An 18,119-nucleotide genomic window follows, 5' to 3' on the forward strand; every position below is an offset into this window, starting at 1 on the left:
GAGTGGTCGAAACGGACGGCCGTCCGCCCGTTCACCCGTTCGGGGCGAAGCGGGCGACCAGCTCCCCCGCCGTGATCCGCTCCAGGGCGTCCGGGGCTGCGTCCAGCGGGCCCGGGTAGAGCCGGTACAGCGTCCCGCTCGCCCCCTCCGGAACGGGCGTGTCGGCGTGCACCAGGGCCGCGAACGCCCGCGTGCCGGCGAGGCGTTCGGCGATCAGCCGAGCGGTGTCGTCGGCCGGCTGCTCGGTGCGGTGGTCGCTCTCGTACCGCCCGCGCAGCCGCTCGGCGAAGGCGGCCACCGGCTCGTCCGCGCCCCGGCGGTAGCGGCCCAGTCCGCGGCCGGTGCGGTCGCGGACCCACACCTCGTCGGTGCCGGCCGCCGCGACGGCGCAGCCGAGGTCCCACAGGGTGGCACGGGTGCCCGCGGCGAAGTGGGTGGTCACCGAGTGGGCCAGCGAGCCGATCGCGGTGTGGTGACGGTAGAGGTTGTGGAATCCGGCGCCGGAGCCGACGTTGAGGTCGGTCCAGGTGTAGCTGCGGGTCTGGAGGTCGACGATCATCGGCACGCAGATCCGGGCGTCCCCGGCCAGGTCCAGCCGCTGGCGGACGCTCCTGGGGTGGAAGCTGCCCGTGCGCTGCCGGGCCGCCTCGGAGGGCGTCAGGGTCATGAAGCCGGCGAACGCGTCGGTGAGGTCGTCGAAGGGGATGTCGTTGTAGCCGAACACCACCACCACGGCGTACCGGGCGCGGGCCTTGCCCAGCGCCCGCAGGTCCAGGTCGACGAACTCGGTGGCGCCGTGCGGCGGCGGGGCGGTCGTGAAGTCGCCGGAGTGGACGGCGGCACGCGGGCCGAGCACCAGCCGGGTGTAGTCGCACAGGCCGGTGAACTGCCATTCCTCGTCGTAGAAGGCGACCGACAGGTCGAGGTCCACCCGCTGGTGCGGGCGCTGCATCCAGTGCACGAACAGTCGCAGGTGCTGCCCGTCCGGGAGCCCCTGCACGCTGCCGCGCGGCACCGCGACCAGGGTCTTGGAACTGGCCCGCTCGGCGAACGGGACCACCAGGTCGGCGAGGGCGGCGTCCAGTACGGCCACCTCGTAGCGCCCGGAAGCGGCCGCCGACTGCCCGGCCCGGCGCAGCAGTTCGGCCTCGATCAGGGCGCAGACCGGCGCGCTCAGCCGGTCCGGGACGGGCGTGCCCCAGTCGAAGCGGGAGTGCGCCGAGGCGACCCGGCCGCGCGGGAAGTACAGCCGTCGCTCGCCGATTTCGCGCGGCGCGCGCAGCCGTCCGTACGCGCCGAGCAGCGGGCCCGGAGCGACCGCGCGCAGCGCCCCCGGCAGTGCTCCGGCAAGTTCGGCGGGCAGCGGCTCGCCGGGGAACCAGGTGGCGTGCACCCGCAACAGGTGGTGCAGTCGGCGCACCAGTTCGCCGGGTCGGCGGGCCAGCAGCCGCACGGCGGCGGGCAGGTCGCCCTGTTCGAGGGTGTGCTCGACCCGGGCGGCGAAGGTCTCCACGGTCAGCCGGGTGTGGCCGCCGGGCGTCTCGCGCACCCGCAGCGGGGCGGGCGCCTCGCGCAGCTGCGGGCCGAGGCCGTGCAGGTCGAGGTCGCTCTGCCGGACGACGGCGAAGGCGGCCGCCGCGTACGGGAAGCGGGCGCGGTGCTCGTACGGGTGCAGCAGTTCGCCGGCCCGCAGCCAGGCCTGCCGGTGGCGACGCAGGTCCTCGGCGAGGGTGCCGACCGGGAACGCGTCCAGGACCGCGAGGAGTTCGCGGCGCAGCGGGCGGGGCAGGCCCCGCAGCCGCAGCCCGCGGGCGGTCTCGGGCAGCAGGTCGGGTTCGGCGCCGGACCAGGCCCAGATCAGTCGCAGTACGTCGGTGGCGGTGGTGAGGTGGGCGGCGAGCAGCGGGCGGGTGTGCTCCGGGTCGCGGCGCAGCAGGGCGGCCAGTGCGGTGGCGCGGCTTTCCCGGACCGGGATGGTCTCGGGCAGCCAGGCGGCCGGGTCGGCCGGGGCGTGGTCGAGCAGCAGGGCGAGGTCCTCGCGCTCCTGCGGGTTCAGCGGGGTCTGCCGGGCGAGCAGGGCGGCCAGCGCGGTGCCGGCGAGTTCGGCCGGGTCGCCGAGCTCGGCCAGGCGCAGCGGCTTGAGCAGTCCGCCGGAGGGGAGGTCGCGGGCGGCTTTGCGGGCGGCCTTGGTGTCGAGGGCGAGGTGGTGCTCGCGGTCCAGCGGGGTGCGGCAGAGCGGGCAGCGGCGCGGGCCGCCGTGCTCGGCCAGGTCCTGGTAGCAGTCGCCGCACAGCAGGTGGGCGCAGGGGGCGAGGGCGCCGATCCCGGCCTCCAGGCTGCTGCGCTCGCAGACCAGGCAGAGCTGGCCGGGCTGGCAGAGCAGGTAGCCGCGGATCAGTGCGGAGTAGTCGGCGTGGGCGTGCGAGGGCACGCCCTCGGGGAAGCGGCGGAACAGCGGGGTGTGTCGGCGGTTGCTGCCGAGCAGGGCGTCGATGCCCCTCAGCAGCCGGGTGCCGGCGTCGGCGAGGTCCGCCGGGCGCAGCCGGCCGAGTGCGGTGCGCAGGTCGCGGGTCAGGACGTGTCCGCGCTGGGCCAGGTCGGTTTCCAGTGCGATCAGGCCCTTGGCCGTCCACGGGTCCGGCTCCCCGGGCGCGGCTCCGTCCGGGACCACGACCACGCCGTGACGGCGCAGCAGGTAGTCGTCCAGTCCGGTGCCGGTGGCCGCGGCGTTCTGCTTCTTCACTGCGCTCTGTCCCCCGACGTCCCTCGACGTCCCCCGATGGATACGACGAAGCGGGGGCGGAGAGTGGGCGCGCTCGGTTCATTTGAAAGATGAGGAGAAGGAAGCACGCCGCGGAGCCGCCCCCGCATCGATCACCCTAGCGGGGGCCAGGCCCGGTCCCCGAACGGTTTTCCGCCGACACCCCCCTTCCTACCGGCGAGTAGCTTCGCTACAGTGACCGGACACGCATCACCGCCGGGCTTCGGGAGCCGCACCGGCGGGGTCGCGGTCGCCGCGTCTGCGGCGGGCGCACGGTGCGCTTTCACCGGCCGGTGCCGCGAACGGCGGCTGGCCGGGCTTCCTCCTCGTATCAGGGTCGCTTCCTTCACCTTCGAGCGCCTGAGTACCACGGCACACCCCGCAGTTCGGCCGGAGCGGACCGGCCGCCACCCGGGTGCTGCCGGAACCCGTCATCTCCCCAGCCCCCGCGCGTGAACCCTCCTCCGGCGGCGGCCGCCCCGTCACCGTCGGTGCGGCGGCGTGCCCGCCGGAGCACGCGCGGGCCCTTCATGACTAGGAGTCAGGACATGGAGCGTCCCTTCCCCACCGTCGCCGTCGTCGGCCTCGGCACGATGGGTGCCGGCGTCGCGGTGGCGGTCGCCAGGAGCGGCCGTCGGGTGATCGGCATCGAGGCGACCGAGGACTCGGCCGCCCGGGCGCTGGCCCGGATCGAGGCGGCGACCGCGCACGCGGTCGACCGGGAGCGGATCACCGCCGGGGAGCGCACCGCGCTGCTGGGCCGGATCTCGGTCGGGCACGCGCTGGCGGCCGCCGCCGAGGCGGACCTGGTGATCGAGGAGGTGCCCGAGCAACTGGAGCTGAAGCGGGAGATCTTCGCCGAGCTGGACCGGATCTGCCCGGAAGGCACCGTGCTGGCCACCGGCACCACCGCGCTGTCGGTGACCCGGATCGCCGCCGCGACCGCCCGCCCGGAGCGGGTGCTGGGCATGCACTTCTTCAACCCGGTGCACACCATGAAGCTGGTCGAGGTGGTCCGCACCGTGCTGACCTCCCCGCAGACCGCCGAGGACGCCGCCGCCTTCGCCCGCGACCTCGGCAAGGAACCGGTGGCAGCCGGCGACCGGGCCGGCTTCGTGGTGAACGGCCTGCTGTTCGCGTACCTGAACCAGGCCGCGGCGATGTACGAGTCCAAGTACGCCTCGCGCGAGGACATCGACGCCGCGATGCGGCTCGGCTGCGGTCTGCCGATGGGCCCGCTGGCGCTGCTCGACCTGATCGGCATCGACACCGCGCGCACCGTGCTGGAGGCGATGTACGAGCAGTCCCGCGACCGGCTGCACGCGCCCGCGCCGATCCTCGGCCAGCTGGTCGCGGCCGGGCTGCTGGGCCGCAAGTCCGGGCGCGGCTTCTACACCTACGAGGCGCCGGGCTCGTCCAAGCCGGTGGACGCCGCGACCGGTCCGGCCGAGCCGAAGGTGCCCGGCCGAACCGTCAACACCGTCGGCGTCTGCGGGTCGGGGACGATGGCCGCCGGCATCGCCGAGGTCTTCGCCAAGGCCGGGCACCCGGTGCTGCTGGCCGCCCGCAGCCAGGAGAAGGCCGACAGGGCCAAGGCGCAGTTGGCCAGGTCGCTGGAGCGCTCGGTCGCCAAGGGCCGGCTGTCCGCCGAGCAGCGGGACGCCGCGCTGGAGCTGGTCACCCCGGTCGGCCAGTACACCGAGCTGGCGGACGTGGACCTGGTGATCGAGGCGGTCGCCGAGGACCTGGCGGTCAAGCGGGAGCTGTTCGCCACCCTGGACAAGATCGTCCGCCCGGGCGCGGTGCTCGCCACCACCACCTCCTCGCTTCCGGTGATCAGCTGCGCGACCGCCACCTCGCGGCCGCAGGACGTGATCGGCATGCACTTCTTCAACCCGGCCCCGGCCATGAAGCTGGTCGAGGTGGTCTCCACCGTGCTGACCGCCCCGGACGTCACCGCGACGGTGCTGGAGCTGACCGCCAAGGTCCGCAAGCACCCGGTGGAGTGCGGCGACCGGGCCGGCTTCATCGTGAACGCGCTGCTGTTCCCGTACCTGAACGACGCGGTGCGGATGCTCCAGGAGCACTACGCGACGGTGGACGACATCGACACCGCGATGAAGCTGGGCTGCGGCTACCCGATGGGCCCGTTCGAGCTGCTGGACGTGGTCGGCCTGGACGTGTCGCTGGCCATCGAGCAGGTGCTGCACCAGGAGTTCCGCGAGCCGGGCCTGGCCGCGGCGCCGCTGCTGGAGCACCTGGTCGCGGCCGGCTGCCTGGGTCGCAAGACCGGCCGCGGCTTCCGCGACCACGCCCGCCGGTGACCACGCCGTCGCCCGCCGCCCGCCCCGGCTGGACCTCGGGGGCGGTGTCCGCGCGCTGGCCGGGACCGGCCGTGACCGGCCCGGTCCCGCCGGTGCGCCGGGGAAGGGCCGCCGCCCCGCCGCCGGGGGCGTGTAGCGTTCCGGACATGGATCGGGTTCAGTCAGCCTCCCCGCAGCAATCCGCCGCACCGCGCGGCACCGACCGGACGGCCCCCTCGGCCGGGGGCACCGGGCCGGACAGCGGGCCGGGCAGCCGCCGGGCGGCTGCGCAGCGCCAGCAGATGCGCCAGGACCTGGCCGCGGCCGCGATGGAGCTGTTCGCCTCGCAGGGCTACGAGGAGACCACGGTCGACCAGATCGCGGCGGCCGCCGGGGTGGCCCGGCGCACCTTCTTCCGGTACTTCCGGTCCAAGGAGGAGGCGATCTTCCCGGACCACGACGACACGCTCGTCCGGGTGGCCGACCTGCTGGCCAGCGCCGAGCCGGAGGAGCACCCGCTGGACGTGGTGTGCCGGGGCATCAAGGAGGTGCTGCGGATGTACGCCTCCACCCCGGGGGTGTCCGTCGCGCGGTACCAGCTGATCCGTCAGGTCCCGGCGCTACGCGAGCGCGAGATCGCCGTGGTGGCCCGGTACGAGCGGCTGTTCACCCGCTACCTGCTGGGCCGCTTCGACACCGGCGAGTCCATCCCGTCCGGCTGGCAGCGCGGCGGCGAGGACGACTCGATGCTGGCCGAGGTGTCGGCGGCGGCGGTCGTCGCGGCGCACAACCACGTGCTGCGGCGCTGGCTGCGGGCCGGCGGCCGGGGCGACGTGGAGGCGCAGCTGGACCACTCCTTCGAGGTGATCCGGCGAACCTTCTGGGCCGCCAGCGCGCCGGGTGCCAGACGCCGGGGCTCGGTAGTGGCACCGGGTGCCAGTGAGACCCCAGGGGGCATGGTGGCGGAGAGCGCACTGAGTGCCAGCCCCAGAGGTGAGGTGCTCATCACAGTCGCCCGGACGGACGCTCCACTGGATGTCGTGGTGGACAGCATCCGGGCTGCACTGAGTGGCGCCCGGGACGCCTAAGGCGGATATTCACGCAGGTCAAAGGCATGTCGAGGGCCCGCGCCGAACAGTCGGCGCGGGCCCTTCGCGTACCCGCACTACGCGCGTTTCGCACCTTTCCAGAGCATCGGAATTCCTGACACCCGGTGTCTTTACGAGTGGCACAGGGTGCCACTACCTTGTTACCCACCAGTCGCGGCGCCGCGGCTCCCCACCTCGGCGCGCCGTCGTCCGGCGTTCCCACACCCCGGGAGCAGTGCCAGCCCCGCCCGGACCACCACCGGGCGACAGCCTGACCGCCAACCACCCACCTCAGCGAAGCCGGTGTCCGCTCCCGGCTCCCCCAGACGCCCTGTGACCCTCGCACAGGTACGCCTTCGGAGGCAGCCATGCAGGAAATCCTCGACGCGATCCTCAACCCCGACACCACGTCGGCTGACTTCGCGGCGATCAAGCTCCCCGAGTCCTACCGGGCAGTCACGCTCCACAAGGACGAGGAGCAGATGTTCGCGGGCCTCGACAGCCGCGACAAGGACCCCCGCAAGTCCCTTCACCTCGACGAGGTCGCCCTGCCCGAGCTGGGCCCCGGCGAGGCCCTGGTCGCCGTCATGGCCAGCGCGGTGAACTACAACACCGTCTGGAGCTCGATCTTCGAGCCGGTCTCCACCTTCGGCTTCCTGGAGCGCTACGGCCGCCTCTCGCCGCTCACCAAGCGCCACGACCTGCCGTACCACGTCGTCGGCTCCGACCTCGCGGGCGTGGTGCTGCGCACCGGCGCCGGGGTCAACGCCTGGCAGCCCGGCGACGAGGTCGTCGCGCACTGCCTCTCGGTCGAGCTGGAGTCCCCGGACGGCCACAACGACACCATGATGGACCCGGAGCAGCGCATCTGGGGCTTCGAGACCAACTTCGGCGGCCTGGCCCAGCTCGCCCTGGTGAAGACCAACCAGCTGCTGCCCAAGCCGAAGCACCTCACCTGGGAGGAGGCCGCCTCCCCGGGCCTGGTCAACTCCACCGCCTACCGCCAGCTGGTCTCGCGCAACGGCGCCGGCATGAAGCAGGGCGACAACGTGCTGATCTGGGGCGCCAGCGGCGGCCTCGGCTCGTACGCCACCCAGTACGCGCTGGCCGGCGGCGCCACCCCGATCTGCGTGGTCTCCAACGACCAGAAGGCCGAGATCTGCCGCGCCATGGGCGCCGAGGCGATCATCGACCGCTCGGCGGAGGGCTACAGGTTCTGGAAGGACGAGAACAACCAGGACCCGCGCGAGTGGAAGCGCCTGGGCTCCAGGATCCGCGAGTTCACCGGCGGCGAGGACGTGGACATCGTCTTCGAGCACCCGGGCCGCGAGACCTTCGGCGCCTCGGTGTACGTCACCCGCAAGGGCGGCACCATCGTCACCTGCGCCTCCACCTCCGGCTACATGCACCAGTACGACAACCGCTACCTGTGGATGTCGCTCAAGCGGATCGTCGGCTCGCACTTCGCCAACTACCGCGAGGCCTTCGAGGCCAACCGCCTGATCGCCAAGGGCAAGATCCACCCGACCCTGTCGAAGGTCTACTCCCTGGAGGAGACCGGCCAGGCCGCCCTCGACGTGCACCACAACAAGCACCAGGGCAAGGTCGGCGTGCTCTGCCTGGCCCCGGAGGAGGGCCTGGGCGTGCGCGACGAGGAGTTCCGCGCCCAGCACATCGACGCCATCAACCTCTTCCGCGAGCTTGACGAGCGGAACGTCAAGCACAGCCGGAACGTGTGAGGCACCTCCGATGACCGAGCCTCAGAAGCGCGACCGCCCCTGGCTGATGCGCACCTACGCCGGCCACTCCACCGCGAGCGACTCCAACGCGCTCTACCGGCGGAACCTGGCGAAGGGCCAGACCGGCCTGTCCGTCGCCTTCGACCTGCCGACCCAGACCGGCTACGACTCCGACCACATCCTCGCCCGCGGCGAGGTGGGCCGGGTCGGCGTCCCGGTCGGTCACGTCGGCGACATGCGCACCCTGTTCGACGGCATCCCGCTCGAACAGACCAACACCTCCATGACGATCAACGCCACCGCGATGTGGCTGCTGGCGCTCTACCAGGTGGTCGCCGAGGAGCAGGGCGCCGACATCGCCAAGCTCACCGGCACCACCCAGAACGACATCGTCAAGGAGTACCTGTCGCGCGGGACGCACGTCTTCCCGCCCGGCCCGTCGGTGCGCCTGATCACCGACATGATCGCCTACACGGTCGGCAACATCCCCAAGTGGAACCCGATCAACATCTGCAGCTACCACCTGCAGGAGGCCGGGGCCACGCCCGTCCAGGAGATCGCCTACGCGATGTGCACCGCCATCTCGGTGCTCGACGCGGTCCGCGACTCCGGGCAGGTGCCGGCCGAGCGGATGGGCGACGTGGTCGCCCGGATCTCCTTCTTCGTGAACGCCGGCGTGCGCTTCGTCGAGGAGATGTGCAAGATGCGCGCCTTCGCCCAGCTCTGGGAGAAGGTCACGCTGGAGCGCTACGGCGTCACCGATCCCAGGCAGCGCCGCTTCCGCTACGGCGTCCAGGTCAACTCGCTCGGCCTGACCGAGGCGCAGCCGGAGAACAACGTCCAGCGGATCGTCCTGGAGATGCTGGCCGTCACCCTCTCCAAGGACGCCCGCGCCCGGGCCGTCCAGCTGCCCGCCTGGAACGAGGCGCTCGGCCTGCCCCGGCCGTGGGACCAGCAGTGGTCGCTGCGGATCCAGCAGGTGCTGGCGTACGAGTCGGACCTGCTGGAGTACGGCGACATCTTCAACGGCTCCGAGGTGATCGAGGCCAAGACCGCCGAGCTGCTGGCCGGTGCCGAGGCTGAGATCGCCAAGGTGCTGGAGATGGGTGGGGTGATTCCGGCCGTCGAGTCCGGCTACCTCAAGTCCAACCTGGTCGCCTCGCACGCCGCCCGCCGGGCCCGGATCGAGTCCGGCGAGGACAAGATCGTCGGCGTCAACTGCTTCGACACCACCGAGCCCAGCCCGCTCACCGCCGACCTGGACACCGCGATCATGGTGGTCGACCCGGCCTCCGAGCGCTCCGTGCTCGCCGCCCTGGAGGCCTGGCGCGGACAGCGCGACGAGGCCGCCGCCCAGGAGGCGCTGGCCGAGCTCAAGGCCGTCGCCGCCACCGAGGCCAACCTGATGCCGGCCACGCTCGCCTGCGCCCGCGCCGGCGTCACCACCGGAGAGTGGTCCTTCGCCCTGCGCGGGGTCTTCGGCGAGTACCGCGCCCCCACCGGCGTGGGCGGCGCGCCCGTCGCCGTGGCCGCCGAGCCCGGCGGGGAGCTGGAGCAGGTCCGCGCCGCGGTCGCCGCCACCGCCGAGGAGCTGGGCGCCGGCAAGCTGCGCCTGCTGGTCGGCAAGCCCGGCCTGGACGGACACTCCAACGGCGCCGAGCAGATCGCCGTCCGGGCCCGCGACGCCGGGTTCGAGGTGGTCTACCAGGGCATCCGCCTCACCCCGGAGCAGATCGTCTCCGCCGCCGTCGCGGAGGACGTGCACTGCGTGGGCCTGTCCATCCTCTCGGGCGCGCACGCCGAGCTGGTACCCGACGTCCTGAAGCGGCTGCGCCGCGCCGGGGTGGAGGATGTCCCGGTGATCGTGGGTGGCATCATCCCGGCAGCGGACGGCGAGGCCCTCAAGGCCGCCGGCGTCGCCGCCGTCTTCACCCCGAAGGACTTCGGCATCACGACCATCATCGGCCGGATCGTGGACGAGATCCGGCTGGCCAACAAGCTCCAGCCGTGGCCGTCCGCACCGACCGCGGCCACGAACTGACCAGCTGACCAGCTGACCACTGGGAAGGAACTGAACCACCCTCATGAGCAACGCCAGCGACATCTCAAACAACCGCCTGCGCCCGCGCCGCTCCTGCCTCGCCGTACCGGGCAGCAACCCGCGCTTCCTGGAGAAGGCCCAGGGCCTGCCGGCCGACCAGGTCTTCCTCGACCTGGAGGACGCCTGCGCCCCCCTGGTCAAGGAGAGCGCCCGCCACAACATCGTCGACGCGCTCAACAACGGCGACTGGGGCAACAAGACCAAGGTCGTCCGGGTCAACGACTGGACCACCCACTGGACCTACCGCGACGTGATCACCGTGGTCGAGGGCGCCGGCCCCAACCTGGACTGCATCATGCTCCCCAAGGTCCAGGACGCCGAGCAGGTCAAGGCGCTCGACCTGCTGCTCACTCAGATCGAGAAGACCATGGGCTTCGAGGTCGGCAAGATCGGCATCGAGGCGCAGATCGAGAACGCCAAGGGCCTGATCAACGTCGACGCCATCGCCGAGGCCTCGCCCCGGCTGGAGACCATCATCTTCGGCCCCGCCGACTTCATGGCCTCGATCAACATGAAGTCCCTGGTGGTCGGCGAGCAGCCGCCCGGCTACCCGGCCGACGCCTACCACTACATCCTGATGCGCATCCTGATGGCCGCCCGCGCCAACGACCTGCAGGCGATCGACGGCCCGTACCTGCAGATCCGCAACCAGGCGGGCTACCGCGAGGTCGCCGGCCGCTCCGCCGCCCTCGGCTTCGACGGCAAGTGGGTGCTGCACCCGGACCAGGTCGCCGCCGCGAACGAGATCTACTCGCCCTCGCAGGAGGACTACGACCACGCCGAGCTGATCCTCGACGCGTACGACTACTGCACCTCCGAGGCGGGCGGCGCCAAGGGCTCCGCGATGCTCGGCGACGAGATGATCGACGAGGCCAGCCGCAAGATGGCCCTGGTCATCGCGGGCAAGGGCCGGGCTGCGGGCATGCAGCGCACCACCAAGTTCGAGATCCCGGAAAGCTGAGGGCCTGAGCCATGCAGTTCGGACGCACCTACGAGGAGTTCGAGGTCGGCGCGGTCTATAAGCACTGGCCCGGCAAGACGGTCACCGAGTACGACGACCACCTCTTCTGCCTGCTCACCATGAACCACCACCCGCTCCACATGGACACCAACTATGCGGAGAAGACGACGGACTTCGGCAAGAACGTCGTGGTGGGCAACTACATCTACTCGCTGCTGCTCGGCATGTCCGTCCCGGACGTCTCCGGCAAGGCGATCGCCAACCTGGAGATCGAGTCGCTGCGCCACATCGCGCCGACCTTCCACGGCGACACCATCTACGGCGAGACCACCGTCCTCGACAAGTGGCCGTCCAAGTCCAAGGACGACCGGGGCATCGTCTACGTCGAGACCAAGGGGTACAAGCAGGACGGCACGGTCGTCTGCATCTTCCGCCGCAAGGTGATGGTGCCGACCGCGACGTACATCAAGGAGCGCGGCGGCGAGCAGCCCGGCCGTCCCGAGCCCCTCGCCTAGCCCCTCCTCACTAGCCAGCCCCTCCTTGTAGATAGGCCCCGGACGGGGAGGCCGCCGTCATCGGCCGACCCCCACCCGGACGGGGGCCCTGCTGTCGCAGCCACGCCTGCAGGGCCCCCGGCAATCCCCCCCCCCCGGCCTTTCCGGGGACCGCAGACCTTCCCCCAGCCCCTCAGACCTTTCCGGAGCCGCACGATGGGACGCCTCGCACAGACCGACGGCCTCACCGAGATCCAGCGGGACATCCTCGCCACCGTGCGGGATTTCGTCGACAAGGAGATCATTCCGGTCGCGACCGAGCTGGAGCACAAGGACGAGTACCCGACCGCCATCGTCGAGGGCATGAAGCAGCTCGGGCTCTTCGGCCTCACCATCCCCGAGGAGTACGGCGGCCTCGGCGAGTCCCTGCTCACCTACGCCCTGGTGGTCGAGGAGATCGCCCGCGGTTGGATGTCGGTCTCCGGCATCGTCAACACCCACTTCATCGTGGCGCACATGATCAACGCCCACGGCACCCAGGAGCAGAAGGACTACTTCCTGCCGAAGATGGCCGCCGGCGAAATCCGCGGCGCCTTCTCGATGTCCGAGCCGGGCCTCGGCTCCGACGTTTCGGCCATCTCCACCAAGGGCGTCAAGGACGGCGAGTTCTACGTCCTGAACGGCCAGAAGATGTGGCTCACCAACGGCGGCACCTCCACCCTGGTCGCGGTCCTGTGCAAGACCGACGAGGGCGGCAACTCCCCGTACAAGAACATGACCACCTTCCTGATCGAGAAGACGGCCGGCTTCGGCCCGAACCCGACCGTCCCCGGCCTCACCGTGCCCGGGAAGATCGAGAAGATGGGCTACAAGGGCGTCGACACCACCGAGCTGGTGCTGCAGGACGTGCGGATTCCGGCCGACCGTGTCCTCGGCGGCGTCCCGGGCCGCGGCTTCTACCAGATGATGGACGGCGTCGAGGTCGGCCGCGTCAACGTCGCCGCCCGCGGCTGCGGCGTCGCCCGCCGCGCCTTCGAGCTCGGCATCTCCTACGCCCAGCAGCGCTCCACCTTCGGCAAGAAGATCGCCGAGCACCAGGCGATCCAGTTCAAGCTCGCCGAGATGGCCACCAAGGTCGAGGCCGCCCACCAGATGATGGTGATGGCCGCCCGCAAGAAGGACAGCGGCGAGCGCAACGACCTCGAGGCCGGCATGGCCAAGTACCTGGCCTCCGAGTACTGCAAGGAGGTCGTCGAGGACGCCTTCCGCATCCACGGCGGCTACGGCTTCTCCAAGGAGTACGAGATCGAGCGCCTCTACCGCGAGGCCCCGATGCTGCTCATCGGTGAAGGAACTGCGGAGATCCAGAAGATGATCGTCGGACGCCGGCTCCTGGAGGAGTACCGGATCGCCGAGTGATCACGGGGCCGTCCTCGTTGCCGGACGTCCTGGACGGACGGCGACGGACGGACGGCCCCACTCGAACCGCCGGTCGACGGGCGTGCGGGCCCGTCCCGGCTGAGCGCCGTGCCCCGTCACGGGCCCGGCCTGGTCCGCCTGGGTCCGGCACGGCCCTCCGGAAAGCGGCCGCAGGGCGTACAGCTGCAGCAACACGCCCTGCGGCCGCTTCCGTACACCCTCTTCCGACCGCTACGGCCCTTGTCCCCCATCGGGTTCCGCCCACACCCCTGCTGAGACAAGAGTCACCAGCCGCGTCCGGTCCCTTGGGAACCGGACCGGGGCGAGCTACGGTCGTACAGGTGGGATGCGCATACGCGCTCCCACCGGACACATGAACGAGCAGGCGGGTTGCCCACCCACCGTGTGCTCCCGATAGCATCCACCGGGACAGCAAGCCGTCCCTCTATTACCGATCCCGCGGTGGCCCCCGTCCAGCGGCCATGATCCCCCGCGACAAAGGTCTTCGATGCCCATCAGCCCGTCCCCTCACACCTCCGTCACGGACCGCGATGCCCTCGCAGCCCCGACGGCCGGTCGGCGACCCCGCGTGACCATCGCGCGCGGAGCCACCCCCTGGTTCGTCCCCACCCTCGCCACGGCAGCCGTGACCACCGCCCTCACCCGGCGTAGCGGCAAGTGGGCCCTGGCGGCGGTTCCGGCCTGCGCGCTCAGCGCGGGCATGCTGTGGTTCTTCCGCGACCCCGAGCGTGAGATCGGCACAGGCAGAGTGATCTCCCCCGCCGACGGCGTGGTGCAGAGCATCGACGCCTGGCCGGACGGCCGCACCCGGGTCGCGATCTTCATGAGCCCGCTCAACGTCCACGTCAACCGCGCTCCCCTGCCGGGCACGGTGACGTCGGTGGAGCACGTGGCGGGCGGCTTCGTGCCGGCGTTCAACAAGGACAGCGACCAGAACGAGCGGGTCGTCTGGCACTTCGACACCGAGCTCGGCGACATCGAGATGGTGCAGATCGCGGGGGCCGTGGCCCGTCGCATCGTGCCGTACGTGGCCGCCGGAACCAAGGTCGAGCAGGGCGACCGGATCGGCCTGATCCGGTTCGGGTCCCGGGTCGACACCTACCTGCCGGCCGGCGTCGAGGTCGGCGTCGAGGTCGGCCAGAAGACCACAGCCGGGGTGACGCGCCTTGACCGTGACTGATCCTGAGACAATCGTCGGCCTGGACGACGAGGAGACGGCCCTGCGCCGTCGCCGCTGGGCGCGCGACCGCGAGATGCGTGCCCCGCGCTCTCCGCAGCACCTGTCCACCGCCGACTTCCTGACCCTGGGGAACGCCGTCTGCGGCTTCCTGGCGATCTACTCGATCACCACCGGGGTCCTGGTCCCGCACATCACCAACCCGGACGCCGCTCCGGACCGGCACAGCGCCGCCACCGCGGTGACGCTGCTGCTGATCGGCTCGATGTGCGACCTCTTCGACGGCCTGGTGGCGCGGAAGCTCCGCTCCTCCGCCCTCGGAGCGGAACTCGACAACCTGGCCGACCTGATCAGCTTCGGCATCGCGCCGGCCTACTTCGTCGCGGTCTGGGGCATGGTCTCCCAGGGCTCCAACACCAAGCTCTCAGCGCTGATCGCGCTGACCGTGCTGCTGGCGGTGGTCCTGCGGCTGGCCCGCTTCTCGGCCGTCAAGATGCGGCCGGGCGTGTTCCAGGGCATGCCCTGCCCGATGGGCGCGATGACGGTCATCGCCATCGTGCTGCTCGACCCGCCGTTCCTGCCCGGTCTGCTCGCCATCTTCGGCGCCGCGTACCTCATGGTCAGCCGGATCGAGTACCCGAAGCCCCAGGGGCTGCTGGCCACCGCCACGCTCTGCTGGATCGTCGTCTCCATCGGCTGCCTGGCGGCCTGGGCCACCGGTCTGCCCGGCGGTGACACCCTGATGCACGTGGGTGCCTTCGCCCAGATCACGCTCGCGGCGATGGCGCCGTTGCTGGTCATCCGGCGGAAGGTCGGCCAGAAGGTCGGCGACGTCCGCGCCCGGCGGGCGGAGTCGCGGCTCGGCTGAGTCTCCCGTGATGCGTGAAGGGCCCGGAACCTGGTGGTTCCGGGCCCTTCCTCGTTTCCGTGTCCGTTACGCGCCGCCGGTGTGGACGCTGAAGGCGGAGCGGCGGGCCGCCCGGGCCACGCCCGGGTCCGGGTGCACGCCCGAGACCGCCGTCAGCACCGAGGCCGCCCGCGGGTGCCCCGACTGCCGGGCCCGGGCGAACAGCCGCACCGGGTCGCCCGCCGAGGCGCCCTCGACGTGGCCCACCAGCAGCTCCGTCTCGCCGTGGTCCAGCACTGCGGCCGCGGTGTCCACCCACAGCCAGGCCGCGTCCTCCGCGCCCAGCACGTCCGCCGGGGAGACGCCCTCGTCCGAGCGCTCCGCCAGCCACAGCAGCGCGTACGGGCGCAGCACCGGCTCGTCCACCGAGGCACGAACCGCCTGCTCGGCCGGTCCGCCGGCCACCCGCAGCGCCTCGAAGGCGAGCCCGCGCACCAACGCGTCGTCGCCCTGGGCGGCCTCCAGCAGCTCGGCCACCGCTCGGTCCGCCGGACGGGCCGCCACCCAGGCGCGGAACTCGGCCCGGGCCGGGCCCGGCGAGTAGTCCGCGCAGGCGTTCAGCAGCTCGAAGGCGCTCTGCTCGATGTGCCCGGCCGCGGTCTGGGCGACCGTGCAGATCTCCTCCAGCTTCGCCCGCACCGCCCAGTGGCCCAGCGGGGACAGCTCGGCGGCATCGTTCCGGCGCACCACGGCGCCGACCGCCGTCAGGCCGTCCAGCATCCAGTCCAGGACGGCGGCCACGTCGGAGGGCGCGGCCGGAGTGTCGATCTGCGGCTCGCGGCAGGTGCCGCGGACGGCGGAGACGGCCGAGGCGGCGTGCGGCACCGGCGACATGCCCGGGCCGCCGAGGGCCGCGCCGACCCGGCGCTCGTCCAGGCCGCGGCGCAGCAGCTCCAGCAGCTCGCTCTCGGCCACCGGGCCGTCCACCAGGTGCAGGAAGGACAGCAGCTGGGGGGCCTGGTCCACGGCCTGCCCGGCCAGCACGGCGAACACGCCGCGCAGCGCGGCGGGCGGCACCGGGGCGAGCAGCGTCCAGGCGTCGAAGAGCCCGGACCAGCCGCGCACCACGGCCTCGTCGTCGTGCTCCCAGGCGTGCAGGCGCCAGCCGGGGCCGGCCCCGCCGTCCCTGGCCTCCACCAGTCCGACCAGCAGCGCCTGCCCCCAGGCCTTGGCGGCGGCGCCGACCGTCATGGCCAGCGCCCGGCCCGCCGCACGGGCGTCCTCCGGGAGCAGCTCGCCACGCTTGTCGACCTCGTCCAGTTCACCGGCCCAGCGGGCGATCCGGACGGCGTCCACCAGCATCCGGCGGGCCAGCGGCGCGAGCTCGGCCGGCGCGGGGAAGCCCTCCGGCATGGGAACCCGGCCCCGCCCGGGCGCCGGCGCGGGCCCCCGCCGCCGGGGTACACCGGCCCCGCCCGGCCTGCCGCCGGAGGGTCGGTGGGCCGTACCGGGGAGACGGGTCACCGTCGCACCGGTACCGATCGTCGGCGGGAGCGGGGCATCACGGTCGCGCGGGTTCCGAGACGTCACGTTGAGCAGTCTTCCCCTTGCACCGGCCTTCTGTCACATCCGGTTGTCCGTGCGTCCGGGCGACCGGGGACGGCACCTCCGCAAGATCGGGCAACAGAGGCAAACCGCCTGGCCGGAAACGTGTGGCGGGGTCATGCCAGGGCTGCGCCGGACCGTCGCGGTGCTCGCTCGCGCAGTCACGCCGCGTGTCGGGCCGGGGGTGCGCGGGGTCGCGGCTGGTGGGAATCCGGCCAGGCGGCATGTGCCAGCGGGTGGGGGTTCGGCACCAGAACTCGGCGGGGCCGACTTCTGGTGCGCGGGCGGGAACGGCGGGCGGGCGTGAACCGGACAGCGAATCGAACAGGGTCCGCGCGGGCGCCCGCGGGCCGCGGGGAGAACCCGCAACCGCCCCGGGGCGACGGTGACGGGGGCGGGGCTGCCGCGCGAGTAGTCGGGTGGGTCGACTTCTCGCGTTCAGGGCCGATGTTGGCCCTGAGGTGAGCCCCGACCGGGTCAGAGGAGGGGGGTGAGCCAGCGGCGGAGGAGTTCGGTGTAGTGGTCGGGGTCGGAGTTCCACAGAGCGGCGTGGTCGGCTCCCGGGAAGGTCTGGAGGTTGACCACGTCGGGGCGGGCGGCGGCGAGGCGCTGGACGGTGCTGAAGGGCGCGATCCGGTCGCTGGGGCTGTGCAGCACCAGGGTGGGGGCGTGCAGGTCCGCGCCCTCGGCGAGGCGGGAGAAGTCGGCCAGGTCGACCCCGGTGCGGCCCTCGGCGGCGAGGGCGCCCAGTTCGGCGGCGACACCGGTGAAGCCGGCCCGGACGGCGCCGCGGCGGGCGGAGGCGGGGAGGTCGAGAACGGGCGAGTCGAGGATCAGCCCGCTGATGGCGTGGGCCCAGGCCGAGCGGGCCGCCGTGTGCAGGACCGTGGTGGCGCCCAGCGACCAGCCGTAGAGGATCACCCGGACCGCGCCGTGGTCGAGCGCCAGCCGTATCGCCGACTCGATGTCGCGCCACTCGGTCGCGCCGAAGTGGCTGAACCCGTCCGGGGAGGCGGGGGCGCCCTCGTCGCCCCGGTAGGTGACGGCCAGGACGGGCAGGCCGAGGCGGTCGAGCACCGGCAGGACCGGCAGGGTCTGCTGGCGGTCGGCCTCGGTGCCGTGGACCAGGATCACCCAGGTGCCGCGCTTGCCGCCGAGGTGCCAGGCTGGGAGGGGGCCCAGCTCACCGTCGGCGCTGGTGTCGGCGAAGGAGAGGCCGAGCGCCTCGGTGGGGTCGCCGAGCAGGACGCGGGGGGTGAAGCGGACCTCGGTGCCGGGCGTGAGGACGCCCCGGTCTGCGCGGACCAGCCGCCGGGTGACGCCCTGCTCGTCACTGTGCAGGATCTCCTCGACCACCGCGTGCCCGTTGTCCTCCCACTCCACGGCCCAGCGGCCCCGCCGCAGGCTCTCCGGGCGGCGGGTGAAGGTGACCCGGCCGGCGGCGAGGGTCAGCACCAGGACGGGCCGGGACTCCTCCTCCACGGGCGTCCCCGTCCCCGCCCCCGGACGGACCATCCGCTCGGAGGCCCGGCGGCCGATCGCCACGACGACCCCGGCCCCGACGGCGACGGCCACCACAACGGCTGCGGTTCCCCAGCGCATA

General features: G+C 72.5%; 12 protein-coding genes. 9 read left to right on the forward strand and 3 right to left on the reverse strand.

Features of this window, described 5'->3' with window-relative positions; translation table 11 throughout:
* Window positions 1-31: 31 nt before the first annotated feature.
* Window positions 32-2,743: an MXAN_6230/SCO0854 family RING domain-containing protein gene (locus tag ACWC9T_RS12280; protein WP_449820969.1), complete on the reverse strand. Its 2,712-nt coding sequence runs from the start codon at window positions 2,741-2,743 to the stop codon at window positions 32-34.
* A gap of 566 nt (window positions 2,744-3,309) precedes the next feature.
* On the opposite strand from ACWC9T_RS12280, the gene ACWC9T_RS12285 reads away from it, so the two are divergent.
* From ACWC9T_RS12285 to ACWC9T_RS12325, 9 genes are all read left to right on the forward strand, one after another.
* The gene (locus ACWC9T_RS12285) at window positions 3,310-5,085 is read left to right on the forward strand and encodes a 3-hydroxyacyl-CoA dehydrogenase family protein (protein ID WP_449820970.1); all 1,776 of its coding nucleotides are present in this window, start codon (window positions 3,310-3,312) and stop codon (window positions 5,083-5,085) included.
* Window positions 5,086-5,231: 146 nt separating this feature from the next.
* Complete coding sequence (locus tag ACWC9T_RS12290) at window positions 5,232-6,152, forward strand: TetR family transcriptional regulator (protein WP_449820971.1); 921 nt, start codon at window positions 5,232-5,234, stop codon at window positions 6,150-6,152.
* A gap of 368 nt (window positions 6,153-6,520) precedes the next feature.
* Complete coding sequence (gene ccrA, locus ACWC9T_RS12295; RefSeq protein ID WP_449820972.1) at window positions 6,521-7,891, forward strand: crotonyl-CoA carboxylase/reductase; 1,371 nt, start codon at window positions 6,521-6,523, stop codon at window positions 7,889-7,891.
* Between the two features lie 10 nt (window positions 7,892-7,901).
* The gene (locus ACWC9T_RS12300) at window positions 7,902-9,932 is read left to right on the forward strand and encodes a protein meaA (RefSeq protein WP_449820973.1); all 2,031 of its coding nucleotides are present in this window, start codon (window positions 7,902-7,904) and stop codon (window positions 9,930-9,932) included.
* Between the two features lie 43 nt (window positions 9,933-9,975).
* Window positions 9,976-10,953 carry an HpcH/HpaI aldolase/citrate lyase family protein gene (locus tag ACWC9T_RS12305; protein WP_449820974.1) on the forward strand — a complete coding sequence of 326 codons (978 nt, stop codon included), beginning with the start codon at window positions 9,976-9,978 and terminating at the stop codon, window positions 10,951-10,953.
* 11 nt (window positions 10,954-10,964) lie between these two features.
* On the forward strand, window positions 10,965-11,468 hold the full coding sequence (locus ACWC9T_RS12310) for a MaoC family dehydratase (RefSeq protein WP_396249312.1): 504 nt from the start codon (window positions 10,965-10,967) through the stop codon (window positions 11,466-11,468).
* 195 nt (window positions 11,469-11,663) lie between these two features.
* Entirely contained in the window at window positions 11,664-12,866 is a 1,203-nt protein-coding gene (locus ACWC9T_RS12315; protein ID WP_449820975.1) for an acyl-CoA dehydrogenase family protein, read from the forward strand.
* Window positions 12,867-13,374: 508 nt separating this feature from the next.
* Window positions 13,375-14,067, forward strand: a complete 693-nt coding sequence (locus ACWC9T_RS12320) for a phosphatidylserine decarboxylase (protein WP_270143134.1) — start codon at window positions 13,375-13,377, stop codon at window positions 14,065-14,067.
* The gene (locus ACWC9T_RS12325; protein WP_449820976.1) at window positions 14,054-14,932 is read left to right on the forward strand and encodes a CDP-alcohol phosphatidyltransferase family protein; all 879 of its coding nucleotides are present in this window, start codon (window positions 14,054-14,056) and stop codon (window positions 14,930-14,932) included. Before ACWC9T_RS12320 ends, ACWC9T_RS12325 begins: the two co-directional genes overlap by 14 nt.
* Window positions 14,933-14,998: 66 nt before the next feature.
* Here the strand turns inward: ACWC9T_RS12325 and ACWC9T_RS12330 are convergent, their stop codons facing one another.
* Both ACWC9T_RS12330 and ACWC9T_RS12335 read right to left on the reverse strand, forming a co-directional pair.
* Window positions 14,999-16,324 (reverse strand): hypothetical protein, encoded by a 1,326-nt coding sequence (locus tag ACWC9T_RS12330; protein WP_449820977.1) that lies wholly within the window; start codon window positions 16,322-16,324, stop codon window positions 14,999-15,001.
* 669 nt (window positions 16,325-16,993) lie between these two features.
* On the reverse strand, window positions 16,994-18,118 hold the full coding sequence (locus ACWC9T_RS12335) for an alpha/beta hydrolase (RefSeq protein WP_449820978.1): 1,125 nt from the start codon (window positions 18,116-18,118) through the stop codon (window positions 16,994-16,996).
* Between the last annotated feature and the right edge of the window lies 1 nt (window position 18,119).

This window comes from Kitasatospora sp. NPDC001159 (assembly GCF_053598235.1).